The sequence below is a fragment of the Serratia sp. M24T3 genome (assembly GCF_000257645.1).
Taxonomy (GTDB): domain Bacteria; phylum Pseudomonadota; class Gammaproteobacteria; order Enterobacterales; family Enterobacteriaceae; genus Rouxiella.
On sequence record NZ_AJHJ01000007.1, the window covers coordinates 60,656 to 87,050 of the forward strand.

At 50.1% G+C, this 26,395-nt stretch carries 18 protein-coding genes; 7 read left to right on the top strand and 11 right to left on the bottom strand.

Features of this window, described 5'->3' with window-relative positions; all coding sequences use genetic code 11:
- Positions 1 to 27: 27 nt before the first annotated feature.
- The 6 genes from SPM24T3_RS08105 to chaB form a co-directional block, all read right to left on the bottom strand.
- Positions 28 to 2,022: a hydantoinase B/oxoprolinase family protein gene (locus SPM24T3_RS08105; RefSeq protein ID WP_009636249.1), complete on the bottom strand. Its 1,995-nt coding sequence runs from the start codon at positions 2,020 to 2,022 to the stop codon at positions 28 to 30.
- Positions 2,012 to 4,087: a hydantoinase/oxoprolinase family protein gene (locus SPM24T3_RS08110; RefSeq protein WP_009636250.1), complete on the bottom strand. Its 2,076-nt coding sequence runs from the start codon at positions 4,085 to 4,087 to the stop codon at positions 2,012 to 2,014. Before SPM24T3_RS08110 ends, SPM24T3_RS08105 begins: the two co-directional genes overlap by 11 nt.
- Complete coding sequence (locus SPM24T3_RS08115) at positions 4,084 to 4,614, bottom strand: GNAT family N-acetyltransferase (RefSeq protein ID WP_009636251.1); 531 nt, start codon at positions 4,612 to 4,614, stop codon at positions 4,084 to 4,086. Before SPM24T3_RS08115 ends, SPM24T3_RS08110 begins: the two co-directional genes overlap by 4 nt.
- Before the next feature lie 137 nt (positions 4,615 to 4,751).
- The gene (uvsE, locus tag SPM24T3_RS08120) at positions 4,752 to 5,708 is read right to left on the bottom strand and encodes a UV DNA damage repair endonuclease UvsE (protein ID WP_009636252.1); all 957 of its coding nucleotides are present in this window, start codon (positions 5,706 to 5,708) and stop codon (positions 4,752 to 4,754) included.
- A gap of 72 nt (positions 5,709 to 5,780) precedes the next feature.
- On the bottom strand, positions 5,781 to 7,307 hold the full coding sequence (locus SPM24T3_RS08125; protein ID WP_009636253.1) for a carboxylesterase/lipase family protein: 1,527 nt from the start codon (positions 7,305 to 7,307) through the stop codon (positions 5,781 to 5,783).
- 23 nt (positions 7,308 to 7,330) lie between these two features.
- On the bottom strand, positions 7,331 to 7,558 hold the full coding sequence (gene chaB, locus SPM24T3_RS08130; RefSeq protein WP_009636254.1) for a putative cation transport regulator ChaB: 228 nt from the start codon (positions 7,556 to 7,558) through the stop codon (positions 7,331 to 7,333).
- Between the two features lie 482 nt (positions 7,559 to 8,040).
- Here chaB and chaA point away from each other — a divergent pair, with 482 nt between their 5' ends.
- Positions 8,041 to 9,141 (top strand): sodium-potassium/proton antiporter ChaA, encoded by a 1,101-nt coding sequence (chaA, locus tag SPM24T3_RS08135; RefSeq protein ID WP_009636255.1) that lies wholly within the window; start codon positions 8,041 to 8,043, stop codon positions 9,139 to 9,141.
- Positions 9,142 to 9,253: 112 nt separating this feature from the next.
- On the opposite strand, the gene phoH is transcribed toward chaA, so the two are convergent.
- The 4 genes from phoH to SPM24T3_RS08150 form a co-directional block, all read right to left on the bottom strand.
- Positions 9,254 to 10,042, bottom strand: a complete 789-nt coding sequence (gene phoH, locus SPM24T3_RS08140) for a phosphate starvation-inducible protein PhoH (RefSeq protein WP_009636256.1) — start codon at positions 10,040 to 10,042, stop codon at positions 9,254 to 9,256.
- 72 nt (positions 10,043 to 10,114) lie between these two features.
- Positions 10,115 to 10,495, bottom strand: a complete 381-nt coding sequence (locus tag SPM24T3_RS24600) for a hypothetical protein (RefSeq protein WP_071988418.1) — start codon at positions 10,493 to 10,495, stop codon at positions 10,115 to 10,117.
- Between the two features lie 216 nt (positions 10,496 to 10,711).
- Positions 10,712 to 11,842, bottom strand: a complete 1,131-nt coding sequence (locus SPM24T3_RS08145) for an N-acetylmuramoyl-L-alanine amidase (protein ID WP_237713011.1) — start codon at positions 11,840 to 11,842, stop codon at positions 10,712 to 10,714.
- 243 nt (positions 11,843 to 12,085) lie between these two features.
- On the bottom strand, positions 12,086 to 17,662 hold the full coding sequence (locus SPM24T3_RS08150; protein WP_009636258.1) for a hypothetical protein: 5,577 nt from the start codon (positions 17,660 to 17,662) through the stop codon (positions 12,086 to 12,088).
- Between the two features lie 137 nt (positions 17,663 to 17,799).
- Between SPM24T3_RS08150 and SPM24T3_RS08155 the strand changes: the two genes are divergently transcribed.
- Positions 17,800 to 18,696, top strand: a complete 897-nt coding sequence (locus SPM24T3_RS08155) for a LysR substrate-binding domain-containing protein (protein WP_009636259.1) — start codon at positions 17,800 to 17,802, stop codon at positions 18,694 to 18,696.
- Between the two features lie 179 nt (positions 18,697 to 18,875).
- Here the strand turns inward: SPM24T3_RS08155 and SPM24T3_RS08160 are convergent, their stop codons facing one another.
- Positions 18,876 to 19,154 carry a hypothetical protein gene (locus SPM24T3_RS08160; RefSeq protein WP_009636260.1) on the bottom strand — a complete coding sequence of 93 codons (279 nt, stop codon included), beginning with the start codon at positions 19,152 to 19,154 and terminating at the stop codon, positions 18,876 to 18,878.
- Positions 19,155 to 19,337: 183 nt separating this feature from the next.
- On the opposite strand from SPM24T3_RS08160, the gene SPM24T3_RS08165 reads away from it, so the two are divergent.
- The 5 genes from SPM24T3_RS08165 to SPM24T3_RS08185 are packed head-to-tail and all read left to right on the top strand — an operon-like array spanning position 19,338 to position 26,387.
- Positions 19,338 to 20,912: an ABC transporter substrate-binding protein gene (locus tag SPM24T3_RS08165; RefSeq protein WP_009636261.1), complete on the top strand. Its 1,575-nt coding sequence runs from the start codon at positions 19,338 to 19,340 to the stop codon at positions 20,910 to 20,912.
- On the top strand, positions 20,912 to 21,859 hold the full coding sequence (locus SPM24T3_RS08170; protein ID WP_009636262.1) for an ABC transporter permease: 948 nt from the start codon (positions 20,912 to 20,914) through the stop codon (positions 21,857 to 21,859). The genes SPM24T3_RS08165 and SPM24T3_RS08170 overlap by 1 nt, the downstream gene beginning before the upstream one ends.
- Before the next feature lie 22 nt (positions 21,860 to 21,881).
- Positions 21,882 to 22,715 (top strand): ABC transporter permease, encoded by an 834-nt coding sequence (locus SPM24T3_RS08175; protein ID WP_009636263.1) that lies wholly within the window; start codon positions 21,882 to 21,884, stop codon positions 22,713 to 22,715.
- The gene (locus SPM24T3_RS08180) at positions 22,712 to 24,337 is read left to right on the top strand and encodes an ABC transporter ATP-binding protein (RefSeq protein WP_009636264.1); all 1,626 of its coding nucleotides are present in this window, start codon (positions 22,712 to 22,714) and stop codon (positions 24,335 to 24,337) included. The genes SPM24T3_RS08175 and SPM24T3_RS08180 overlap by 4 nt, the downstream gene beginning before the upstream one ends.
- Positions 24,338 to 24,365: 28 nt before the next feature.
- The gene (locus tag SPM24T3_RS08185) at positions 24,366 to 26,387 is read left to right on the top strand and encodes a CocE/NonD family hydrolase (RefSeq protein WP_009636265.1); all 2,022 of its coding nucleotides are present in this window, start codon (positions 24,366 to 24,368) and stop codon (positions 26,385 to 26,387) included.
- Positions 26,388 to 26,395 lie beyond the last annotated feature (8 nt).

Genomic DNA, 26,395 nt, shown 5'->3' on the forward strand with positions numbered 1-26,395 from the left:
CCTCACTTGAATAACTTGCAGCGACTATTACGCGGGTCGTTGGCCGCCAATAGCCGGAAATTTATTCACTAATCCATGCAATATTTCGGCCATCTGTTGAGTCATCGCCTGTTCATCGGCAGGTTTGTCCTGCGCGGCAACGGCTGCGAACACCTGATGCTTAAGGAAGTGTCGCCACACCACGGGCATTGCGGCTAAAAACTCGGTCAGCAAACTGTAGCGCTGGCGAGTCCAGACCTGTTCAAATTCGCGCCGCGCCGTGCCGTAATCGAAATGCTCACTGCCGGCTACGGCCATGGTGCTGCGGGTGATTTCAGTTTCAAAGGCATCGATTGCGCCATTGTGGATAACCACGCCGTAATCACGGCGCGCGCCTTCCAGACTCACGAAACCGCATTGCACGTCGCGCAGTACGCTTTGTGGTGAACGCTCGCGCGCCGGGCCGTACCCGCCGGCACCGGGGCCAATCAGCCTAACGATGTCACCCGGCCCGCATTTAATGACGTCAATATTGCCGTGCTCCACTTCCCCAGCGCTGCCGGGATTGGTCTGGAAGCTCGAGTTTTTACCGGCATTACCGCCCGCCGCGCCAGCCGAGGCAAACACTGAGCGATTACGGTTCCGCGCGGTGACGACGGTATTTGGCGCGGTGATTTCAAACTCCATCACGGTCGCCATGCCGCCGCGATAGCGCCCTGCGCCGCCGCTGTCAGGCTGCAAGCCGTAACGGCGCACCAGAATCGGCACCTCGGCTTCGTTGATTTCGACTGGAGTATTTTTGAGGAAGGCGGAGAGCCCGCCCGAGCCGTCCGGGCCGTCGTGACGCGGGGTGCCACCTGCGCCACCGCCGACGGGGCCAATCGAGGCCACCACGGTCCGGCTTTGGGCGTCCACGGTTCTAATATTCACAATCGAGTTACCGCCAGGAGAGTTGGCCGGTAATCGATCAGGTACTGCCAGTGAAAACGCCCCCAGCGTGGCAATTTGCGACACCGCGCAGGTCAGCGAACGCATGCCAACCGCCGCCGGTTCTTCACAGTTCATCACCGTGCCGCTGGGTAGAATAGCTCGCGTCGGGCGCAGCGTTCCGGCATTGAGCAGCAGGCGACTGTCCAGCGTCGACAGCACGTAAGTCACGCCCACCAGCGCCAGCGGATGCCTTTCACGCCCGCCGGTTGGCATATTCAGTGAGGACGTGAGCTGCGGATCGCTGCCAGTGTAGTCCAGTTCAAGGGTTTCGCCCGTAACGCGCAGCGTAACCGCAATGCGGCAGGGATAACCGCCATCAGTATCTTCGTCAGCGTAATCGGCATAGAAATATTCTCCGTCGGGAATAGTCGCGATGATATTGCGCGCCTGCTGCTCGGCATAGTCGAGAATACCCTCGACCCCCTGCAAGAAATCTTCAATGCCAAAGCGGGCAATAATCTCCTGAACCTTGCGTTCGCCGATATTAACCGAGGCGATCTGGGCATTAAAATCCCCCCAGTTTTGATCCGGCGCGCGAACGTTAAGGCGCATAATCCGTGCCACATCTTCATTCAACTTGCCGCCAGAGATAATTTTTAACGGCGGTATGCGCAATCCTTCCTGCACTATCTCGGTCAGCGATCGCGACAAAGAAGCAGGCACCGCACCACCAACGTCGGTGTTATGGATATGTCCGACCACAAAACAGGCAATCTGCCCCTGATAAAATACCGGCTTCCAGATATGAATATCAGGCGAATGCGTGGCCACATTGCCAGCATAAGAGTCATTGGTAATGCAAATATCGCCCTCTTGATAATCGTCGATCAGTTCTAAAACCGGCGCATAATCAATACCGCTGTACCAAGGTGCACCAAAACTGCGCGGAGAAGCGAAAGCCAGCCCCTCGCGACTGACAATTTGGCAGGAAAAATCCTCGGTTTCTTTAACGAATGTTGAATGCGCGGTGCGCATCAGCGTAAAGGCCATGGCATCGGCGGCAGCAGCGCAGTAGTTGGCCAATATTTGCAGATTGCGTCCATCAATTGCCATGCTGGAAGTCCTCAAATGGGGTAATAATCAAATTGCCAAAACTATCGACGTTGACCTGCATCGCGGTTGGCACACAGGTAGTACAGTCGTCCTGAGCAATAATCGCCGGTCCGTTAAACTGTTGACCCGCCCGTAATTGGTCACGGCGCACGACCATGACGTCGCGTCGAGCCCCGTCCACCCAGGCACTGACCACCGATTGCGCAACCACCGGAGCGTCACTGTGAGCCAGTTTTTGCAGGTCAGGTCGCGCGGTGGGTGAAGTGATAACCAGACGCAGGTTGATTATTTGCATCGCGGCCTGCGCGTCGCTGTGGCCAAAGATTTTCAGATGCTGCTGGTTAAACGCCTCGCCGATGGCGGCAAGGCTCTCGGCCTGGCATAATCCCGCCGCCAGCCAGCCGTTTTCCAGCGCCACTTCAATTTCAAATGATTGACCGCGATAGCGCATATCGGCCGAAAATTGCAGGCGATAAGGTAAATCGGCACCGTGTTCGCGCCGCAACCAGCCCTCGGCATCCTGCTGCAGCGCCGTTGCAGCGAGCGCGATTTCCTGTAGGCAGTCGAGAGTTAAATCGCGGTACAGAGTGCGGATAAAATCATTTTTCAGGTCCGCCACCAGCCCGCCCAGTGCCGAGAGCACGCCCGGCGTCGGTGGCACCACCACGCCTTTCATATTCAGTTCGCGGGCCAGATAGCAGCCCATCATCGGACCCGCACCGCCAAATGCCAGGAAGTAGAATTCGCGCGGATCAATGCCAAAGCGCGACACTAAACCGCTGGTATCGGTATACATACTGGATATCGCCAGCTGAATAATGGTTTCGGCGGTCTCTTCAATGGAAATTCCCAACGGCCGAGCCAGTAAACTCACTGCGTCACGCGCGGCTGCAACGTCAACACTCACCGCACTGTAGCCCAACGCGCCGTGGCCTAATAATCCGCAGGCGGCAAAGGCATCAGTCACCGTGGCCTGCTTGCCGCCGCGCCCGTAACACACCGGGCCAGGCAACGATCCGGCGCTGTCAGGCCCGACCTGCAATACGCCAAGCCGGTCTATCCACGCCAGCGAACCGCCGCCCTGTCCCACTGAGGTGACTGAAACGGAAGGAATAAAAATTTGAAACTCGCCGATCACTTCACCGCTGCCGTATTCCGGCCTGCCGTCAACGATCACTGCCACGTCGGCGCTGGTGCCGCCGATATCTAAACTCAGCAGCTTGCCGAAACCGCATTGGTCGGCGATATATCCGGCACCAATCACTCCAGAGGCAGTGCCAGAGAGGATCATCTGCACACATTCGGCCTTGGCTTGAGTCACGCTCATCACGCCGCCGTTGGATTTGGTGATCCTTGGTGGCACCGGCACGCCCATCTCCGCCAGCGCCTTTTCAAAAGCGCCAAGGTAATTAATCACCTTTGGCTGGACGTAGGCGTTGATGGTGGCAGTGATGGTGCGTTCGTATTCGCGAATAATCGGCCAGATTTCAGCAGAGCAGGAGGTCAACATTTCCGGCGCCAGCTCGGCAACCATCTCACGAACGCGCGCCTCGTTGCTGCCATTGCGATAAGAGTGCAGAAACGCGACCACAATGCCTTCACAGCCCAGCGCTCGCGCCTGTTCGACGGCGGCAATCACTGAATCGGCATCTACGGCTTGCAGAATACGCCCCTGACTGTCGGTACGTTCTTTAATGGCAAACACCCGATCGCGGCTAATCAACGGGTCGGGACGACGAGAAAACAGGTCATGAATGTGCGGAATTTTTAAACGTGCCAGTTCAAGCACGTCCTCAAAGGCCTGCGTGGTAAACAGCGCCAGCTTGACCCCTTTGCGCTGAATCACCGCATTGACCCCGACAGTGGTGCCGTGAGTAAAATAATGAACTTCCTGCGGCGCAATGCCGAAGCTGTCACGCAGCTGGCTCAGTCCGGTAGTAATTTCACTGCCGGGGCTATCGGGCCGAGACAGCACTTTCAGGGTTCGAATACTGTTATCGCGCTCGTCCAGCACGGCGAAATCGGTGAACGACCCGCCGATGTCTACGCCAATTCGGTAAGTCATTGCGTGCGTTCCTTTACCGTCAGGGGATTAACGGTGATAAGCGTTTCGTTAAGAGATATTGAGATTGGGCCTGCCGGGTTGGCGCGAGTAATCTCCATGATGCTTTCAGGTTGTTTAACCAGATTCCAGCCAGCGCGCTGATATACCGGCTGAGCATCACGGGTGGTCAGCATCCATTTCGACACATTGACAAGGTCCGGATGGCTACGCACCACCGCCGATAACCAGGTGCCGAGACCGCGCCCGCGAAAATCGGCATCAATGAAAATATCCATCACATAGGCCAGGCGGCAAAAATCGGTGACAACGCGAGCAAAGCCAATCTGCTGCCCTTGATAATAAAGTCCCAACGCCATTGAATTGGCTATCGACCGCTCGATAATTTCTCGCGGCAGGCCTCTGGCCCAGTCGGATTGAACGGAAATAAAATCGAAAACTTTATCGAAATCTAGCCGCTGGCGGTCGGTGCTGAGTTCATAACCCTCACGCGACCACTGCACAATTTTATTGTCATTGACCCAAGCCATGCCGTTACCTGTCTGGTTACTGTGAAGTTTCTGCTATCAGTTAAACCACACAACGACACGCGGTGTTAGCGCCAGCGGGCAAAATCTATGGTGCCAGAGAGAGGTTTATGGCAGCGATTTACTTTTGCAATGACGATTTACTTTTGCAATGAATAGGCATAGAGCCGGTCACGGGCGAGATTCTTCATTTTGACTTCGCACATAATGTCAAAATCGACAAACGACAGCGCCCAGTCATTTAAAGTGTCGTTAAAATAATAATCGGCATGCGCCCTGAGTTTTGACTTGGAAACGCCTAAGGTTTGCTGATCCGGATAGCCTTGTTCAGGGATCAATCCTTCCTGAGAGATTGAGTAATGCATTACCGGCCGCACGCCGCGCCATGACGTTTTGATCGCCGCCATGCGCGGATCGTCGGGCTGGATAAAGGCGTTCTCTTTAACCCAGTGATGATGAATATCCAGCACTATCGGGCACAGCTCACGCGCTTGCAGCACGTCGTCAAGTGAACAGGAAATCTCGTCGTTTTCCACCGTCAGCATTTGCTTTGATTCGTTACTGAGCTGCATAAAAGCGTCTTTAAATCCGCTGAACCCGGCTCTGCCATTCATATGAATGTTGATTTTAAAATCTTGAAAGGTCTTGCCGTAGCCCATCAGCCTGGCGCACAGAGTATGATATTCCACGTCTTCAATGGCCCGCTCGACCACCGCCGGGTTATCCGAGGCCAGTACGGTATATTGCCCGGGATGAAACGACAGCCGAATGTCGTTTTCACGCGCCACTTCACCACAGCGGGCAAATAACGGGTAAAGATCAGCCAGGAAAGACTGATATAAAGGCTTGGCCTCGGGCACGGTATATAAAGGAAGCAAATCGCTGCCGATTCTCATCATCCTCAACGCCGGTAATTCTGTCGCCAGATGTTTGAGATTCAGATACAGGTTATTTAAATTGGTTGCCGAAATTTCAAAAATCAGCTTTATTCTTTGCTCATTATCCAGACTCAAAAATCTTTTACGCGTGGTCGCCCGAAACGGGAAAGGTTGATGCTGCTGCGCATCAAAATATTTACAGGCAAATCCTAACTTCATGCTGCCTCCGGCATAGTTTTTTGCTGATTACTGCCAGCGAACGCTAATGGCGCGCCATTTATCAGGCGATTATTAATCCAGCTTGACGAGTTTAGTCATCAGCAGGCGGAAAAGTTTTAATCGTAAGCGCATAAAACGCGCCTCGACCTTGAGCTCAGCCTGGCCTTCATTACCAAAGCGCAACGTTTTATCTTTACGCGGACGCCAGACCGGCCAGTGTATATCGCCCTCGATATGGGTGCTTTTGCCTGCAACGTGACGGGCAAAATTCAGCCAGTATTCACTGACCTTTTCGGCAAAGGCTTGATCACCCGAGGTAAACCCGCCCCCGATAACCTGTGATTTCTCGATTAAATGCATATTGTTCATCACGTAAGGAATTTCACTGCCGTGCCAGGTGCCATTCGGGCACTGCACGCGCGCGTTTTCCGAAACATAGTCAAAATAGTAGCGCCAGCCCGGCGCTCCGGCTTTGTGCTGGCCCAGCATCGCCACATATCCCATGGTGGTAAACGCCATGTCGCGGCTAATCTGTCGCCCCAGTTCCTTGTCATTTTTGACTCCCGGATAAAGGCATTTAATCAGCCTTAATCCCAGCGGGTGCTGCTGTTTAACCCTTCTCACGACCCCCGCCACATTAATATCAAAGTAACTCAACACGCTGGCCTCATCGCTGTTGCTACCGATAATCAATGGCAAAGGATGCTGTTTGCCGGCGGTGAACACCGCGATCATCGGCTCTGGCAGCACGCTGTCACCGGCAATAGGAACTGGCGCGACGCCAAGTTTGCCGCTGAGCGGCCAAAAGCTGTCCTGTGGCAGTGCGCGAAGTTGCTCCGCCGTGGCCTGTTGCAGGCCAAAATGCTCGGCCAGCGCTTTACCGCGACGTAACGCCTTCGAGCGACTGGTGTCAGGTAAGGTATAGGCGCTTTGTACGATGCCTTTATGAAAAAAACCTTTGGCGCGTGGTGATGAAAACAGTGACAACACACTACGAGCCCCGGAGGATTCGCCAAAAATAGTGACATTTTCGGCGTCACCGCCAAAGGCCGAAATATTATTTTGCACCCATTGCAGCGCCGCTATCTGATCCAGCAAGGCAAAATTATTTACCGCCTCACCAGGCGGGTACTCTTCATCCAGTGCAGGATGGGCGAAGAATCCCAGATGTCCAAGGCGGTAATTCAATGTCACCAATACCACGCCGCGTGACGCCAGCGGACCGCCAATATAAGGAGAAAGTCCACCAGAACCAATGGTATAGCCACCGCCATGAATCCACACCATAACGGGCCGTTTTTCCCCCACGAAAGGCGAAGCAGTCCAGACATTGAGATAAAGACAGTCTTCGCTGAACACGCCGGGATCGCCACCGCCTACCGCCATGCAGTAATCTCGGTTTTGCCAGCTAGATTGCCCCCAGCGATTAGTTTGTTTGATACCGTGCCATTTTTCCGGCGGTTGGGGTGGCCGCCAGCGCAGTTTACCTATCGGCGGTGCTGCAAAAGGGATCCCTCTGAAAGATGCAATTCCGTTTTCCCAATCTCCCGCTACGGTACCGGCGTCCGTTACTACATGGGGAGCGTGCTGATTCGGCATGCTGGATCCTTTTAATTAAGGCTTTATTTGGGATGCCACTTGTCATCATCCCCTTTTTTATAAGAGTGCTTTACTGCAGCCCAGGCAACTTTATGCGCCGTTTCTTCGCGGCTTTCTTCACCCCGACGATCGCTGGAATCCTTATATTCATCCCATGCGCTGTTATACACCTCCTTGTAAATATCCTGCGCGTGAGCAGGAAGCACATGTTTGACCGAGTCTGGCAGGGATGAGCGATTTTGATAAGGCATCAGAGTTTCTCCATGTTCTGGTTTTGCAGTTTACCCTCAACTCTAAGTCTAGCTGCTACGCTTGAAGATAGCCGGATTTAGGAAGATTCAGGCTTTTGCAGTTAATGTGGTTTTTGACATTTAATAAGTAGATTAACAAGCAAGTAAATTTACTTACTTTTTAAAACCAGTAAACTTCACCCTGACAACAGGTAATTTACTGTAAATAAATGACATTAATTTTACTGCCACTAAACCACTTATGTTATTAAACCTGAGAAATCCCTGATTAAGTTATAAAAACACGCGCTATGCTGTAAAAACCCCACCAATACCATTTTTCCTATACTCTGTATGTTTTATCTGCTATAATGTAACCAGAAATTACCGTTATATTTTATAGAGGTATTGCGCACTCTACAGGATCCACACCCTGCTTTTGTGAGGGCCATTTTCACTTTTTGCCTCCACGCCGAGCATCTTTTATAAGGAAAATCCGCATCATGGTGTCAGCCCAGGAACAACAAAAGCAAAAATCCCGTCATAAAGAGTATTCATTGGTCTTTCCCATTATTGCCCTGATTGTTTTGATGCTATGGGGCAACAGCAGCAATTTCGGCTTTGTGGTCGGCATTAATCTGATTGCGCTACTGGGTATTCTCGCCAGTGCATTCAGCGTTGTGCGCCATGCAGACGTACTGGCGCATCGACTGGGCGAACCTTACGGCTCACTGATTTTAAGTCTGTCGGTGGTTATTCTCGAAGTCAGTCTTATTTCCGCGCTGATGGCAACCGGTGATGCTGCCCCCGCGCTGATGCGCGATACGCTGTTTTCAATCATTATGATTGTGACATCCGGTTTGGTAGGCTTTGCCCTGTTGCTCGGCGGTCAGAAATTCGCGACTCAGTATGTCAATCTTGGTGGTATCAAGCAGTATCTGATGGCGATTTTCCCGCTGGCAATCATTGTACTGGTGCTCCCTGCCGCGCTGCCTGGCGGTAACTTTACGACTTTGCAGGCACTGTTTGTGGCCGCAATTTCAGCCGCCATGTACGGGGTTTTCCTGCTGATTCAGACCAAAACGCACCAGAGCCTGTTTGTCTACGAACATGAAGATGAAGACGAAAACACGCCGCACGGCAAGCCGTCATCCCATAAAAGCCTGACCCATGCGCTGTGGTTGGTGGTGCATCTGGTGCTGGTCATTGCAGTGACCAAATTCAACGCCAACCCGCTGGAAACCTTGCTGACCGAGCTTAATGCTCCGGCACAGTTTACCGGCTTCCTGGTGGCGCTGTTAATCCTGTCACCCGAGGGCCTTGGTGCGCTGAAAGCCGTGCTGAAAAATCAGGTGCAGCGTGCCATGAACCTGTTTTTTGGTTCGGTACTGGCAACGATTTCTCTTACCGTCCCTGCGGTGACAATTATTGCAACATTAACAGGCCAGCAGCTGATGTTTAGCCTGGATCCGGCCAACATTGTCGTCATGTTGGCGGTGCTTATCCTGTGCCAGATTTCTTTCTCGACTGGCCGCACCAATGTGCTTAATGGTACTGCTCACCTGGCACTGTTCTGCGCTTATATGATGATTATCATGCTTTAATTTAACGGCTATGGGGAAAACACCCGCCTGCAGAAACAACAAAGGCCGCCATAATTGGCGGCCTTGCTTATTTACCGAGACCAGTTAGGTACTCGATGGGTTAAGTTACGGTTCAGGAATAGGCATTCAGCGCATGTTGGCACAAATCTGAACGCACACAGTCCTCTTTGTTAAAGCGAATGATGCCGACCATCTCGTCTTCTTCGAAGCGAGATAATGCATCGCTAAGCCCTGATACCACACCGCGCGGTAAGTCACACTGGGTGATATCCCCGTTAACAATGACCGTCACGTTTTCACCAAGACGGGTCAAAAACATTTTCATCTGAGAGGCGGTGACGTTCTGGGCTTCATCCAGAATAACCACTGCATTTTCAAAAGTACGCCCTCGCATGTAGGCGAATGGCGCAATTTCTACTTTACCTATTTCCGGTCGCAGACAGTACTGCATGAACGATGAACCCAGGCGACGAACAAGAATGTCGTAAACTGGCCGGAAGTAAGGGGCAAACTTCTCAGAGATATCACCAGGCAGGAAACCGAGATCTTCATCGGCCTGCAATACCGGGCGAGTAACAATAATCCTATCTATTTCTTTGTGAATTAACGCCTCTGCCGCTTTCGCAGCGCTGATAAACGTCTTGCCGCAGCCAGCTTCACCTGTGGCAAAAATCAACTGCTTATTCTCTATGGCTAATAAGTAATGACCTTGAGCTTCCGTACGCGCTTCGATAGCGGAAGTATCGCGAGAATCGCGAGCCATTCCGATAGATTCCAAACCGCCCATTTGTACTAATGAGGTCACAGATTCTTCCTCACGTTGGCGGTGACTGCGTGAGTCACGTCTAATAACACGTTTAGCTTCACGACGAGCCTGGATCACTGCTTTTTGTCTTCCCATAGTGGCACCTTACAGTTTGTTTCACTTAACGCTATAGGCCCGAGGCCCGCACGATTATGTTTCACATACAGATTAGGTTTGGTCTCCTTTTAGACCAAGTTGAGCCAATGAATAACGTGAAGAGGTAAATAAAGTCCCAGGGTTATCAAATAACCTGTTTCTCCATTTATTTTCACGAGGAGGCATTGTCGATATCGACAAACCACTGACCATGACAGTCAATAAGCCAGTAAAAAAACCAATGGAGGAGTTGGGTTCATTCAGTGAGAGTTTTAGGTCAGTTAAAGAACGTGGTCGCTGAGAAGTCTTGGAAAGTGAGAAAAATTTAAAACTAACATCGGTAGATAAAAGAGAGTCGGAGGTCTGACCCTCGCCTGCTGATAAATCAGGACAACGAGTGGAGAATGATGAAGCGTTATTTTTACAGCCTAGCCCAAACATGGACTTTACCATTCGCTATCCCCGCAGTTGCTGCTAGTTAATTTCAGTATAACGATATCTGGAAACTTCGCTAGCGGTCTATCTCGAATGTAAAAAAAATATTTGCGGGAGTCAATAGGATCAAGGATCCTTTTTTTGATCGAACTATCCGGCAATTTTCCGGATAGTTTTCAGAAAGCTATTGAACGCTTTTTATACAAGCAACTTTCGACGATCGCCAGGATCGATCTAGGCGATCAAATTCTCTTTACGTTCTTCGATTAAATAACCATGGATACCGCTCGCTAATGCTTTAGCCATTTTTAGCTGAAAGCCAGGGGTTTGCAGCAGTTTTTCTTCCTGATGATTAGTAATAAACGAGGTCTCGACCAGCACTGAAGGAATACGCGGCGATTTAAGCACCACAAAGCCCGCCTGCTCGATATGCTGGTTGTGCATGTGATGAACGGTTGCAATATTAGTGGCTAAATGTTTGCCAAAATCCAGGCTGCGATTGATGGTTTCAGTCTGATCGAGGTCAAACAGCGTTTGTTTCAGATAAGCATCATTAGTTTGTACATCATTGTCATAGATGGCGTCGACACTGTTTTCGCTTTGCGAAAGATAGCGCGCCATTGCACTGCCAGCGCCGTGTTCAGAAAGCGCAAACACCGAGGCTCCCGACACCTGATCGTTGGTAAAACCATCGGCGTGAATAGAAACAAATAGATCGGCCTCATGCTGATGAGCCAAATTAACCCGATGGTAAAGCGGAATAAATACATCATCCTGGCGCGTTAACACCGCATGTATTTTATATTCCCTATGTAGCTGCCGCTGCAAATTCTTGGCAATATCTAATACTACGTGTTTTTCATAGGTGCCTTTGCCGCCAATTGCGCCTGGGTCTTTACCTCCGTGGCCAGGATCAATCATCACCAGCAACGGTTTTTCAGCTAATTTTTTTACCACTAATGGCGTTTCTTGGTGTGAATCCGCCTCAGTCACCGCAGGAGCAGCCACTGCCCCATGAGCCACGGTAATATTAAATTGTTTTAAGCCATTAGTGTTTTGGTGGCTTATTTGCGCAGCCTGGTTCAGCTCAAAAACTACACGAGCGGTTTGTGGCGTGAAATGCGCAATTTTAGCACTGGCGATCCACTGAAACTTTTGTTTAACCACTACCAGTGCATGGGTCAGCGAACTGGGAAAAGCCGTCATCGATACATCAATAACCACTCGATCGGGATGTTGCAGAGTAAATACTCGCGCGTGGGGATCATTGGCAGGCAGCGTAATATGTAAGCTGTCGCTGTTAGATTTAAAATCCAGCAGCGACATTTTTTGTGCAGCAAATATCTTTGGCGATGCTAATGTCATGCCCATTCCAAAGATCAGCAATTTTCTGCGTGATTGATTAACGGTCATAAGTTACTCACTCTCCACCGAGCACATTTACGAGACAAGTTTGTACAGCGATTTTGGCGCAAGTGATTTTTTCAGACCAGTAACAATCTAATAATATTCAGTTTATTTAATCTCTGTTTATGTCAATTCTTGCGTATTTTCATTGATTCTGCCCATTGGTATTATCTTCTTGCAACTTGAAGCAATTAATAACAACTATTCTACGGCCAGGGCTACATCAGAATGCAGAAGATGTTGTTGATAAAGTGCTGAAAATAGCAGCGACATAAAATGAATGCCCTCATTTTTCAATTCACTTCCTGTTGTATCCCGACGCCTGCGAATTGCAATCTCATCCCCTGGCAGTGCTTGAGTACTTTCAAAAATTGAATTAAATAGCCCGCAAAAGAGATCGGGGTTATAGTAAGCAATATTGAGTTGAATGTTGGGTTGGGAAAATAAGTAATCAACCAGTGGCACCATTTCTCTTTTTCTTAAAACCAGATCGTTTTGATAAATTGACCCCATACTTTTGCGATCAAGAAACAGTGAATAATAGTTACGCAAAGCGCTTTTGTGTTTACTGTTTCGTGAATGGGCATAGAAATGATAATAGAAGGCGGTCGCAAAATTAGTGTGTTTGGCAATATATTCGAGGAAAAACATTTTATCTGACATTAAATGCTTTGCAAATTTGGCAGCGCCTGAAAGATTAAAATTCTTGAGAATAGTATCAGACTTAAGATAAATCTCTTCCTGGAATGCGAAATCGATGTCATTAAAGGCTAAATGACCAAGCTCGTGAGCCAAAGAGTATTCGATAAATTCTTGATTAGATAAATAATCAAGCAAATAGATTCTCTTATCTTTGCCGCTATTATAAACAAAGCTGTAAGCTCCATCCCCATAAATCAGTTTCTCAATCGGAGTTTCGAAACAGCCTGAACCTAATTTCCCCTCGGCCAACCTATCAGCGACAACTACCACGTCATCAATACTAAAATCACTGATCTTATCCAGGAAAATTGCCAGATTTGAACTGAAATCCTTGACCTGCAAAGGAGTAAAGGTGGCGTTAAAGAATTGCTTCAAATTATCGGCCAGGAACTGTGTTGAGGCAGGATCGGCAAGCCGCGCAGAAATTTCACTGCTCATTGCTTGAAGCCTTGTTATTGCGCCTGTTATCCCTTCAAATAAAAAACCATAGTTTTTCCTTATTTTCTCTGGCGTCTCGGCTTTTATTATGTAATCTCCTGTCACTTTCCCCAATCCTTGGGCGCGAGTAAACAGTCTGTTAAGCCAATTATTAGCCTTTAGGTTTCTCACGATATAAGTTTTGTAGTAATCTGTTTTAGTGACGCGAAATTCCTCTTTAAGCCTTTTACTTTCAATAACCTTTTCTTTGAGCTCTCGATAAGATTGAATTAAACTTAAAACCCTGCGTATAAATCTATTTCTGAGTAGTTTATCAGCTTCAGGTAATATGTGAGAGCTATTCAATGCGAAGGAATAATCAGACAGTTTGTTAGTCACTGTTTCTAAATCGTTGAACTCCCTTACATCAATGTTCCAATCACGAAGATGGGTTATAAAATTGCGTACCGATTGGGGAACTGTCTCTAAAACAACCGAAAATTCATCAATTACTTTGCGGGCTAAATCTGCACAATCAATTTTTTCCAGCATCACCGGATTGCCTAAGCTATTAAATTTTACTATCAGGGCATTTAATGCAGCCGCCTTTTCTGGGCTGGTAATTCTTGGAACGTTGAGGTACCCGCAATGTTCTGGTGAGAAAAATTCGGTGCTTAAGGATTGGTTGGGAATATCATTCCTTTTGGGCCGCGTCAGGTGTTGGCAAAAAATTCCACGGTTCCTGCTGCTCCAGGGTAACCATTTGCCCTGTTTGTCTGGGTGACGGTAGTGCCAGTTTCCCTCAGTATCTCGCCATGAAGCAACCAAACGATTGCCCGAGCCTTGTTCAATCCAAAGGTTATCCAGCGTCCATCCTGCCGGAATATTAGTCAGTGAATTCAGTAAATTATTATAAGCATCCTCTGTTCCTGCAAGAGGGTCTATCTTAAAACCTGGCTTGAAACAGATTACGTTATCGCGCCAATAATGCATTCTGCCATTTCTTAGGTCGATAACCAGTTGCTGATCATCCGCGAGATTTTCCGGCACCAGCAAATACAGGCTATCCGACCCTTCTTGTTTTATTCCAGGATAGTAACGTGTTTCTCCTTCACTGCTGTCCGCAATAACCGAATAATGTTGAGGAATTTCATTTCTGTTTTTTACCGCATAATTTTCAAGCTGTTGCATTCTTCCATGTTGATAAATTTCCATTCTCAACTGTTGCGTATTACCCGTGTTCAGAGTTTCTTTAAGTAATTTGGGATCAACAATAGGGTGCTGATGCTCAGTAAACATCATTAATGAAGGGGCCGTATTTGGCAGTAATAATTGATTGTGTTCATCAAATCGATAGGCGACCTTTTCACCGGTATGCAAGGTAAAGGTAAAATACAGCACATCATGCAGCGGATCTCGCCAGGCGCTAGCAGGTTGATAGTCATGAGGTAATTGCTTGACAGGGATTGCCTGAAAGCAAGCCGGCAAGGTTAATAATGAAGTCAATTTGGCATTGGCCGTGCGATGATAGCTCACTGGATGTAAAGCATAGGAATTGGGTTCAATAAGTGCTTCAACCTCTTTAATGCTATGATCCAAATTTGCAAGCACCGGCTTACCTTCATCGGCAATAATATCTTCTTTAAGCGATTTTTTGAGTGTGTTTTTTATTATATTGGCGACACTTTTAATCCCCTGCTCCTCTTCACTCCCCGCAGGCGCAAAAGCGTAAAGGCAAAAAGCGCCATCCAGAAGCAGCGGTGCAATATGCGCCTGTACAATATCATCAACTGCATCTTTGCAGCTGCCTAACGGTGTCAGATAAATAATCTGTTTAATCAGATGCCTAAACCACGTATATACACGCCCGCTGCTTGCTTCGCTATGTGAAACCGTGGTGCTTTTTATCCCCAATCGCGGGGCCGTTATGGTGGAAAATTGTCTGCTGATAATAACCCCTGCCAGCGTATTGGCAACCTGTGGCCAATTAGTCGATGGTAACGCTACATGCAACTGGCCCTCGCTTTTCACATGTAGATAATAACGGGAAGAGTCCTGCAGCATACTTTCGCTTAATCGAGCGATAAAAGCCTCTTTACCCTCAGTATTTATATAGTCCTCTCGAGCGGTAATTTCATCAGGCAAGAGATCTTCAAGTTTAAAGAACAAAGGCTTTGTAGTATCACTTTGTACCGGCATGAGTGAAAAAAAGTAATTCCTCTTATATAAATCAGGTGAAGCATTGTAGGCATTTCCTGCCGAAGATAATATAAAACCAATATAGGGGCGGGCATCCGCAGCACTGCGATAAGTATCTGACAAGCGAATAAACTGCAGGTCGACACCCTTCATTCTTTGTAAATTCAGTAGAAATAAGCCTTTATCTTCTTCGGGTATACTTTCCAGCGCCAATGCGTAAAGCTGCTGTTTTAAATGCCGAAAGTTTTGAAAAGCCAGAGCACTGCCTTCATCATGACCCGCTGCATCTGCCAAGGCAGTAGCAAGGTTTCTTTTTGCTTCGCTAAACTGGATAAGCAACACGCCCAGCCGTTTGAATTGATTTGCCGCATAGATAATGCCGCGAGGTTCTTTAACTGATAACTGAGTAAATAATGCATCTAATGGTGAAAAATCTATAACCAATGTTTCGGGTGAGTTATTTAATAACAGATCCTGCCCTAAAGCGATAAAATCCCTACGGCTGATTGTCGCAATTTTTTCTCTATCAATCACTCTCCTGACACCCATATTCAGCAGTAACCCCTGGTCTGAAAGACAAATATCCTCCTCAAGGTCCTGCCGATGTCGCAATAACATAAAAGGGTAATCAAATTCAATTTGGCATTTATGCCAATAGGCAATTCTAAGAATTTTTTGCGCCGTCAATAAATCTGGTAAAATGCCAATCGGCCCTTTAAACGACGCGGCCAGTCTGGATATAAATGAATCCTGCAAGGTCTTGAAATATCCCTCTAAACGACCATAAGTCACAGGCTGAGTTTGATTCATCAACATCCTTAAATGCTGATTACTGGTGGCTATCAGCTGAGCGCTAGCCGGAAGAAAGTGGTCTAACTGTTTCATTAATAACTTAGCTAATATGGCCTCACCGGTAGAAGAGGCGATTAGGGCAATCTTTAGCTCTTCGTTATGATCAAAAGGCGAATCGGCGAACAATCCAGTAAGGAAAGTTTCAGCCTCTCGGGTCGAAATACTCAAAGTTTGGTTGAGCGGGTGTTGGCTTGAGAGCCATTCACAGGCGGCTATAATATTGCCTAAACTTGAGGACTTCCCTGAAGTTAACACGCTGAATAAATAACGTTTTCCCGCCATATAGCGGTCAATTACCTGTTGCGTATCCTGAAATGACAGGCTTTCTGCCCACCTGAATGCCTTTTCGAACATTTCAGTCATACTGCCAGCCTTTACCGGTGCCGCGGGGGTTGGCAAACAGCTTAAACAGTCTACCGTGCTGCCTGACGGGGCAAAGAGTGGCTGCAGTAACCCATCAATATCAAGAATATTCATCCTGTGTAACTGCTCCTCCACCGTGACTGAAGACGGAATTGTCAGCCTGCTTTTTAACCTTGGAAGAGGGTTTTCTGCCAAGGGTGTGTTTTTATCCTTATACATCAAGGCGAGGGCCCCATCCTGCACCACGCCTCTGCTTTGTCGGCTTTGAGCCGTAGACCAAGGAGCCGTTTTGACAGCTAATACCGTCGATGCAGCCATCGGAAATATCAGAGGGTCTTTAAAACTAATATTGGGCAAAGCCAATGCAGGCGGCGCGTCGCGATGGGTGCTGACGTTAAGTGCAGTTTTATGTGTACTCAGCGCGTAAGTAGTTTGACCTGGAATAACATCAACATGCACATCTAAGGCCTGAACAGGCCGAATAGAGACATCCTGCGTGGCGTTATTAACTGTTTGCGGTAGACAAAAAGCCATTGGCGTATGGATGTCATCGCCAATAAATATTGCAGAGGAATCCGCTGCAATATGATAAAGAGAGTCATGGCTGGCGGTACTATATAAAGGTCGCGTTCCGGGCAGTCCAAAAGGAATCGGATTATTAAACTCTGCCAGCTGTCCGGCGTCATTTTCCAGAATGACGTCCGCATCTATTGGCTGGCTCTGCCAGGCTAATGAACTCCTCTCGAAATGAGGCTCAAGCTGTTCAAATGAAACCTCACAGGCACCTGCTAAATAGGTAGCCAAACTTTGCGTTAGCGGCTTTAAATCAGCTTCGGGGATTTGATGCTTAAAAAATCGCGCGACCACGGGATAAAGAGCATAAAAAACTGAGGCTGGCCCCAGAAGTTGCAATGTCGGCAGCGATTTTCCTTGTTCCTTTAACGCATGATTAATGCAGCCGATAATCGGATCGTGTAAAGCAGGGTACTCGCTCAATCGATAGTTTTCATATTGCCTCTGTGCCTGGCGGATAAAAGCAGCGCTTAGCTGAAAAGCGCGATCTCCGACTCGCCATAAACAAGCCGTGACAGGCGCGGTCACCACTAATGAAGCGGGTGATAGGTAAACGTTGCCCAATCGCGCAATAAAGGCCCGTGAAGCTGCTACAAACTCGTTATCGCCTTCATTACGCTCAATATTTACTCTGGCGGCTTCATTTGAAATAATGCTATTAGTCAATGGCATAGCTTTTCCATCGCAAAAAGTTTGTTTTTTTATAGCAGACTCAAGCAGCCATATACTCTAACGATTCGCTTAACCTGTATCGTTTTTATCAAACACTGCGCTATGCTGAGCGCACTAAATTTTTCAGAGAAATCAGCGTGCAGATAGAACCTTTACCGCCGTTAAATACCCTGGTCTCTTTCGAATGCGTGGCGCGCTATTGCAGTTTTTCCCGCGCGGCGGACGAGCTAAACCTAACGCAAAGCGCAATCAGCAGGCAGATACTGCAACTCGAAGAGATGCTGGGTTGCAAACTGTTTACCCGCACGCAGCGGCAAGTCACTTTAACGCCGCGTGGGGAAGCCTTTGCTGCTGACGTTCGTAAATCTCTGGCAGAGATTTCACACTCCACCGCCGAGGTGATGGGCTGGAGCGGGCTTCCGCAGGTGACACTCGCCTGTACCAGTGCCATGGGTTCGCTGTGGCTGTCATCGCGGCTTTCAGCGTTGCGGCAAATGCTGCCTGATTTACAAATTCGCCTGAAAATTTCCGACAGCTTTTCCGCACTGAAAACGTCAGAATTTGATTTGGCTATTTTCTATCTGCGCGAAGCACCGGAAGGATTCCACGCCCAGCCGCTGTTTGATGAAATTTGCTATCCGATGTGTTCGCCTGCCTTTGCCAAAAGCTTGCCCGCAACGTTAACGGCTGAAGAAATGCTTAACCAACGGCTACTGATTCAGGATGACCCGCAGCGAGAGTGGACCGGATGGCGCGATTGGTTTAATTCACAGGGGGTCAATCACTTTGCGCCAAGGCTGACCTGGCGGGCTAATAACTATCCTTTTCTGGTTCAAGCCGCGGTGCAGGGTGACGGAATATTATTAGGCTGGGAGGGGCTGGTGCAGGACTATATTAACTCAGGGCAACTGGTTGCAGCGCATCAGGGGAAATTGGCCGCTGCCGGAAAATGTTATCTGCTGGTGCCGCAGGATAGATATCTGCGGCCGGTTATCCGTAAAGTGAGCGAGTGGCTAAAACAAAATGCGGAATAAAGATAAATATCAGCCGTCACGCTGTTTAATTATTGCTCAACACGGTCATTAATGGGCAATAAAGTATAAAACAACGCGCATAGACAATTTCATGGGGTATTTGACCTTTTAAATAATTATTATTTCTTCGACTTAACTCACAATTTAATAATAAGCATCGGCTTGCTTATACTCTTAATTTAATTAAGATCTGCAGGAGGTAGCTTGGTTTTAGCGATAAACCGACGTTTTCTCGCCGATTTCATGCCAATCAAGGTAAATATTAGCCACATTGACTGTGAGATGCATGAAGCCAAATTAAAGTCATGGCTTAAAGAATACAGTCCGAACACGCCACCGATTATATTAAGATAAGCATAAAGATCAGCATCAACCGCTAGTTTACGCATTTGAACCAGCGCATAAGCCAATAGATAGCAAAACACCCCAATTAAGCCGACTGCCGTGTGCAATTCCATGCCCTACTCCGTTTTTCTTGCCATTCATTGCTGGCAAATTAAATCTTTTTAGGCTGTCTTGCTGCGCATTTTTCGCATACTCTCATGATAAATTCTCATACATGATTTCGTATCGACTTTGATATAACTCATTCAGGCAGATAATAAAATTGACTATGCCGCTTACTTAACCGGGAGATGATAATGACTGATAAGCACCTGTCCCAATTAATTCATAATGCTCAAATTAGCCGTCGTGGCTTTATTACCAGCGCTGCCGCCGTGGGAATTACCACCGCCTATGGTTTTGCACCATTAAATGCATTTGCTGCACCTAAAAAGGGCGGCGTATTAAAACTTGGCATGTCTGGCGGAAGCACCAGTGATACCATGAGTCCGTTGATACTTAGTGATTGGGTTCCAATGAATCAGGCATATATGTTGATGAATGGCCTGATTGAAATTGATGAAAATAATAAAGCTGTGCCAGAACTTTTCTCAGCCTGGGAGGCAAAACCCGGTGCAACCGAATGGCTATTTACTGTCAGAGACGGCGTGACATTCCATAATGGCAAGAAGCTGGCGGTTGAAGATATTATTTACTCGATTAACCTGCATCGTGGCGATAAATCGACCAGCGCAATCAAGACCCAGCTTGCTTCCATTACTGACATTAAAAAGCAGGGTGATAATCAGGTTCTGGTTACCCTTGCAAGCGGCAATGCCGACCTGCCTTATTTGATGGCCGATTATCATTTACTGGTGGTACCGGAGGGCTTCACCGACTGGTTGCATCCGATTGGCACTGGCGGCTTTATCTTCGACCAATATCAGCCGGGCGTGCGCTCCTATTTCAAACGTAATCCGAACTACTGGAAGCCGGACCGCGCTTTCGTAGATGCCGTCGAAGTGTTGGTGATTAATGACCCGACCGCGCGCACCAATGCGCTGATTTCGGGTCAGGTTCATGCGATTAATCGCATTGATTTCAAAACCGTCGATTTCCTTAAACGCAGCCCGATGCTCAACATTATTCGCTCATCCGGCGGCCAGCACTTTACCTTCCTGATGGACTGCAGTGTCGCCCCTTTCAACGACAATAATATTCGTATGGCGATTAAAGAAGGTATCGATCGTCAGAAGATCCTCGACACAGTGCTGCGCGGCTACGGCCAACTGGGCAACGACCATCCGATCCCAAAAACCGATCGCTTCTTCAACCATCAGCTTGAGCAACGGACATTTGATCCGGACAAGTCAAAGTTCTACCTGAAAAAAGCCGGTCTTACTGAGCTAAAACTGGAACTGTCTTCCTCAGATGCCGCCTTTGCCGGTGCATTGGATGCGGCTGCGCTTTACCAGCAGGAAGCACAACAAGGTGGCGTACAAATTAGTATCAAACGCCAGCCAGCCGACAGCTACTGGGAAGATGTCTGGATGAAGGCACCCTTTAGCATGGGTTACTGGGGTGGCCGCCCTACTGCCGACCAGATGTTTTCCACCGCTTATCAATCCACAGCGAAATGGAACGATACGCATTGGAAAAATGAAAAGTTCGATACCTTGCTGGTTCAGGCCCGCTCATTGCTCGATGAGAGCAAACGCGCCGAGATTTACGGTGAACTGCAAAGCATTGTCCGTGACGACGGCGGCGCGATGATCCCGCTATTTGGCGACTATCTCGACGCCAGCAACAAAAAAGTCGGCGGCTTCTTGCCTCATCCAATGTTTAACTTTATGGGTGGGCGACTGGCTGAGCGCGTCTGGCTGGAGGCGTAATGACCCAACGTATTTTTTATCGCGTACTGCTGGGAATTATCACACTGTGGTTGGTGTCGGTGCTGATTTTTATTGGCACCGAGATGCTACCGGGCGATGTTGCCACTGCTATCCTCGGTCAAAGCGCCACGCCAGACAATGTGGCGGCATTACGCCAACAGTTAGGGCTGGATCAGGCACCCGTGCTGCGTTATCTGCACTGGCTTTGGTCACTGATGCACGGTGATTTAGGGCATTCTCTGGCCAACGGTCAGCCGATTGGCGACGAACTGCTGCCGCGTCTGGGTAATACACTGTTCCTGGCTGCCTATGCCGCGCTTGTGGCGATTCCCCTGGCGGTCGGACTTGGTATTGCGGCAGCTATCTGGCGCGATTCAATCTTTGACCGCATTGCCAACACCCTCACTTTGCTGAGTATTTCGGTGCCAGAGTTTTTTGTCGGCTACGTGCTGGTGATCCTGTTTGCCATTCGCCTGACCTGGTTCCCGAGTCTGGCGATGGTTGACCCGAGCACCACCTTCTTACAGCGGTTATACGTTTGTACCCTGCCCATGCTGACGCTGACTTTAGTGGTGCTGGCGCACATGTTGCGCATGACCCGCGCCTCGGTAACGGCGGTAATGTCCAGTCCGTACATCGAGAGCGCCGTGTTGAAAGGCGTGTCGCGCTGGCGAATCGTGGTTCAACATGCGTTACCCAACGCATTGGCACCGATTATCAACGTCGTGGCGTTCAACCTGGCGTATCTGGTGGTAGGGGTGATTTTGGTGGAAGTGGTGTTTGTTTATCCGGGCATTGGCCAGTACATGGTAGATGCGGTAACCAAGCGTGACTTACCCGTGGTACAGGCCTGTGGATTGCTGTTTGGTGGCACTTACATCCTGCTCAATACCACCGCCGACCTGCTGGCCATCTGGTGTAACCCGCGCCTGCGCCACGCCCGCTAATGTTGAAAGGAACGGCTAATTCATGAATAAAAAACTTTCTTTTAGCGCCATACCGATTTCTGCCTGGATAGGCATTGTCATTATCGCTATCAACCTGATTGGCGCACTCTTTGCTCCCTGGCTGGCTCCCCACACGGAAACCGAGCAGGTCGGCGATATCTGGCTGCTGCCTTCTATGCATACGCCATTGGGTACCGACAGTCTTGGGCGCGATATGCTGTCGCGGATTTTGTATGGCGCGCGTACCACGATTTCCATCGCCCTGGTAATCACTTTCAGCGCCTTTATTATCGGCATCATCACTGGCTTTGCGGCGGCGATTTATGGCAAATGGGTTGACGTAATCCTGTCGCGCATTGTGGATACAGTGATGTCGATTCCGGTGCTGATTTTCGCGCTGATGGTGTTATCGGTGATGGGCACCTCGGTGCCGGTGCTGGTAATGACTATCGCCCTGCTCGATGCCACCCGCGTATTTCGTCTGGCGCGTCTGGTGGCGCAGGCGATCGTTTGTCAGGAGTATGTCGAGGCCGCTCGCCTGCGCGGTGAAGGCCTGGTTTGGGTATTAAGGAAAGAAATCCTGCCCAACGCCATTCCTCCGCTGCTGGCCGAATTTGGTATGCGTTTTTGCTTTACCTTCCTATTTATCGCTGGCCTGAGCTTTCTGGGGCTGGGCATTCAACCGCCGTATGCCGACTGGGGCAGCATGGTGCGCGACAATGCACAGGCGATTAACTTTGGACAATTTGCGCCTCTTTATCCTGCGGCGGCGATTGCCCTGCTGACGATTGGCGTCAATCTGGTCGTTGACTGGCTGCTGGCCCGTAACAGCCTGCCACATGGAGATCAGGTATGACCACTAAAACTCTCGACATTCGCGGCCTGTGCGTCGATACCCTCGATGGCTCGCCGCTGGTTAAATCGGTGTCACTACAGCTTGCGCCCGGTGAAGTTCTGGGGCTGATTGGCGAATCTGGAGCCGGGAAATCGACTATTGGACTGGCGGCGCTGGGCTATGCGCGTCAAGGCTGCCGCATCAGCAGCGGTGAAGTGTGGCTCAACGGCACTAATCTGCTGGCTCTGTCCTCGGACGAAAAGAGAAAATGGCGTGGTCGTCGGGTGGCCTACGTGGCGCAGAGTGCTGCGGCGGCATTTAATCCGGCGCTGACCATTGAACGCCAGGTTTGTGAAGGTCCGATTCGCCACGGCCTGATGAACAAACAAGAAAGCCGCGCATGGGCAATCACCCTGTTTCGCGCGCTAGACCTGCCGGATCCGGAAAATATTGGCCAACGCTATCCGCATCAGCTGTCCGGCGGGCAGTTGCAACGGGCAATGGCGGCGATGGCGATGTCATGCAAGCCCGACTTGCTGGTGATGGACGAACCCACCACCGCACTGGACGTCACCACGCAAATTGAAGTCTTGGTCATGCTGCGAAAACTGGTGCGCGAATTCAACACTGCCGCGCTGTATATCACCCATGACTTGGCAGTGGTCGCTCAGCTGGCCGATAGAATCATGGTGCTACGTCACGGCAGCGAAGTCGAAACCGGCACCACTGAGGCGATTTTGCACCAGCCGCAGCAGGAATATACCCAGCGACTGGTGTCTGAGCGGGTTCACGGTATGACCGGAGAGGTCGCGAAAACGGTTACCGAATCCGCTGCGCCGCTGTTGACCATTGAACAGCTCAGCACCGGTTACAATGGTAAAACTGTGGTCGAGAATATCAATCTTTCACTTGCGCGTGGTAAAACGCTGGCGGTCATTGGCGAGTCCGGCAGCGGCAAGAGTACTCTGGCTCGAGCCTTGGTTGGGCTTCTTGCCGACACTGCCGGAAAAGTGACCTTTGATGGCGTGACCCTGTCACATAAGTATGCGCAGAGAAATAAAGAGACGCTGCGCCGCATACAGATGATCTACCAGTTACCTGACGTTGCGCTGAATCCTCGGCAGACTATTCTGGAAATTATTGGCCGGCCAGTCGCCTTTTATTTCGGGCTGAATAAACGCCAGGTCAGAGCGCGAGTCGAGGAGTTGCTGAAGGTTACCGAATTACCTCTCAAACTGATTGACCGCTATCCGGGCGAGCTATCCGGCGGACAAAAGCAGCGGGTTTGTATTGCACGGGCGCTGGCGGCCAATCCAGATTTGATCATCTGCGACGAAGCCACTTCGGCGCTGGACCCGCTGGTTGCTGAAGAAGTATTGAATCTACTGCGCAAGTTGCAGTCTCAGCTTGGCCTTTCTTACCTGTTTATCACTCACGATCTCGGCACGGTGAAGCGCATCGCCCACCAGGTTACGGTGATGTATCGCGGTAATATTGTTGCCAGCGGTGATACTCACAAAGTCTTCAGCCCGCCGATGCATGAATACACCGAGAAGCTGCTGACGTCGGTGCCGGAGTTGCGCACGGGCTGGCTGGACGAAGTCCTCGATTTACGTCAGGTGACGACAAAAAACGTCGCCTAAGATACGGAAAACAGTATACCGGAGCAGTATGAAACAGATAATTACCGACTTCCCACACAGCGTGACGCAAATAGAACACCTGTGGTTGAAACTCAGCGACGGCACTCGCCTCGCGGTGCGTTTGTGGTTACCCGACAGCGCCGCGCAGCAGCCGGTGCCTGCGATCCTCGAATACATCCCCTATCGCAAACGCGACGGCACGCGGACTCGCGATGAGCCGATGCACGGCTATTTTTCCGGTCACGGCTATGCTGTGGTGCGGGTGGATATGCGCGGCAGCGGTGAATCGGATGGCCTGCTGGCCGACGAATACTTGCAGCTCGAACAAGACGACGCGCTGGAAGTGATCGACTGGATCGCCTCTCAGCCTTGGTGCAGCGGCAAAGTTGGCATGATGGGCAAATCCTGGGGCGGTTTTAACTCGCTGCAAGTTGCCGCCCGTCGCCCTGATGCGTTGAAAGCGATTATCACTGTCTGCTCGACCGACGACCGCTACAACGACGACATCCACTATAAAGGTGGCTGCCTGCTCAACGACAATCTGTGGTGGGGCGGCATTATGCTGGCCTATCAGAGCCGCCCGGCCGATCCGGCGCTGGTCGGCGACGGCTGGTACAACGAGTGGTTGCACAGGCTGGAAAACATGCCGTTCTTTCCGGCGCTGTGGATGGAGCATCCGCTGCGCGACCGCTACTGGCAACACGGATCGGTATGCGAAGACTGGTCAGCCATCCAGTGCCCGGTCATGGCTATTGGCGGCTGGGCCGACTCTTACAGCAACGCAATATTCCGCCTGATGGACAACCTCAACGTGCCGCGCCGGGCGATTATCGGCCCGTGGGCACATATTTATCCTCAGGACGGCACGCCGGAACCGGCGATCGGTTTCCTGCAGGAAGCGCTGCGCTGGTGGGATCATTGGCTGAAAGAGCAAGAAAATGATGTGCTTGAAGGGCCGATGATCCAGGCCTGGTTGCAGGACAGCCAGCCACCGTCGGCTCAACGCCCAACCAGTAAAGGTCAATGGGTTGGTTTTGACGCCGGTACTGCCAGTAATGTCAGCGCCGAAAACTGGTGGCTTTCCCGCGGGCAGCTTAATCAACAATCCGCCACAGAGCCGGCTCAAATGTCGATTTGTTCGCCACAAAGTCACGGGCTGATGGCCGGTGAATGGATGGGCGCGGGCGTGCTGGGCGAGACACCGCCAGATCAACGGGTAGACGACGGGCAGGCAGAAATCTTTGATAGCGCCCCGCTGGCCGAGCCGCTTTCAATCTTTGGATTTACCGAATTCAGCGTTGAGCTAAGCTCCGACAAACCGGCCGCCATGCTTTACGTGCGCCTGTCAGACGTCGCCCCTGATGGCGCAGTGAATCGCGTCACTCACGGCTGGATGAACCTCAGTCATCTGCAGGGCCAGCATAAATCCGTGCCGCTGGTTGCCGGTGAAAAAGTGCAAGTTAACGTGCAGCTCGATGGCATTGCGCACCGTTTTGCCAGCGGCCACCGCCTGCGTATTTCCCTCGCTACCACCTACTGGCCAATGGTATGGCCGATGGCCGAGGCGGCTACACTGACGCTGGATCTGCAAACGGCGAAATTGTCGCTGCCGGTTTGTGCGCAACCTTTGGCAATCGACGGGCCGAATCCGCATCCGCAAACGGCGGCACCGACTCCGCAAACGGTGCTTTCGGCAGGCCGCGTTGACCGCACGCTGGACTATGACTTCCTGCAAGACAGCTGGACTTCAGTCACCAACGGCGTCGGCGGCGTATTTGGCGAAGGGGTTTATCGCTTTGATGACATTGACACCACGGTTGACCACAATCTGCGACGCGAGCTGACGATCACCAATGCAGATCCGCTATCGGCGCGCTATTTACTGACACAAACCATGAAGATGGGCCGTGAAGGATGGTGGATCGAGGCAGAAATCACCCTGGAAATGCGCAGCGATTTGACCCATTTTATCGTCAGTGGCGATATGGTTGTGAGTCTGAACGGTGAAGAGGAATTTACCAAGTACTGGCACGAAAGGATTGAACGTTAACTAACTTG

What these genes read in the sequence shown, in the direction of transcription:
- SPM24T3_RS08125 (WP_009636253.1), bottom strand. Translation starts at nt 7,307, where the DNA reads ATGCCGAATCAGCACGCTCCCCATGTAGTAACGGACGCCGGTACCGTA.
- SPM24T3_RS08115 (WP_009636251.1), bottom strand. Translation starts at nt 4,614, where the DNA reads ATGGCTTGGGTCAATGACAATAAAATTGTGCAGTGGTCGCGTGAGGGT.
- uvsE (WP_009636252.1), bottom strand. Translation starts at nt 5,708, where the DNA reads ATGAAGTTAGGATTTGCCTGTAAATATTTTGATGCGCAGCAGCATCAA.
- SPM24T3_RS08145 (WP_237713011.1), bottom strand. Translation starts at nt 11,842, where the DNA reads ATGACATTAGCATCGCCAAAGATATTTGCTGCACAAAAAATGTCGCTG.
- SPM24T3_RS08185 (WP_009636265.1), top strand. Translation starts at nt 24,366, where the DNA reads ATGAAACAGATAATTACCGACTTCCCACACAGCGTGACGCAAATAGAA.
- SPM24T3_RS08150 (WP_009636258.1), bottom strand. Translation starts at nt 17,662, where the DNA reads ATGCCATTGACTAATAGCATTATTTCAAATGAAGCCGCCAGAGTAAAT.
- SPM24T3_RS08170 (WP_009636262.1), top strand. Translation starts at nt 20,912, where the DNA reads ATGACCCAACGTATTTTTTATCGCGTACTGCTGGGAATTATCACACTG.
- chaA (WP_009636255.1), top strand. Translation starts at nt 8,041, where the DNA reads ATGGTGTCAGCCCAGGAACAACAAAAGCAAAAATCCCGTCATAAAGAG.
- SPM24T3_RS08105 (WP_009636249.1), bottom strand. Translation starts at nt 2,022, where the DNA reads ATGGCAATTGATGGACGCAATCTGCAAATATTGGCCAACTACTGCGCT.
- phoH (WP_009636256.1), bottom strand. Translation starts at nt 10,042, where the DNA reads ATGGGAAGACAAAAAGCAGTGATCCAGGCTCGTCGTGAAGCTAAACGT.
- SPM24T3_RS08175 (WP_009636263.1), top strand. Translation starts at nt 21,882, where the DNA reads ATGAATAAAAAACTTTCTTTTAGCGCCATACCGATTTCTGCCTGGATA.
- SPM24T3_RS24600 (WP_071988418.1), bottom strand. Translation starts at nt 10,495, where the DNA reads ATGGTAAAGTCCATGTTTGGGCTAGGCTGTAAAAATAACGCTTCATCA.
- SPM24T3_RS08160 (WP_009636260.1), bottom strand. Translation starts at nt 19,154, where the DNA reads ATGGAATTGCACACGGCAGTCGGCTTAATTGGGGTGTTTTGCTATCTA.
- SPM24T3_RS08180 (WP_009636264.1), top strand. Translation starts at nt 22,712, where the DNA reads ATGACCACTAAAACTCTCGACATTCGCGGCCTGTGCGTCGATACCCTC.
- SPM24T3_RS08110 (WP_009636250.1), bottom strand. Translation starts at nt 4,087, where the DNA reads ATGACTTACCGAATTGGCGTAGACATCGGCGGGTCGTTCACCGATTTC.
- SPM24T3_RS08165 (WP_009636261.1), top strand. Translation starts at nt 19,338, where the DNA reads ATGACTGATAAGCACCTGTCCCAATTAATTCATAATGCTCAAATTAGC.
- chaB (WP_009636254.1), bottom strand. Translation starts at nt 7,558, where the DNA reads ATGCCTTATCAAAATCGCTCATCCCTGCCAGACTCGGTCAAACATGTG.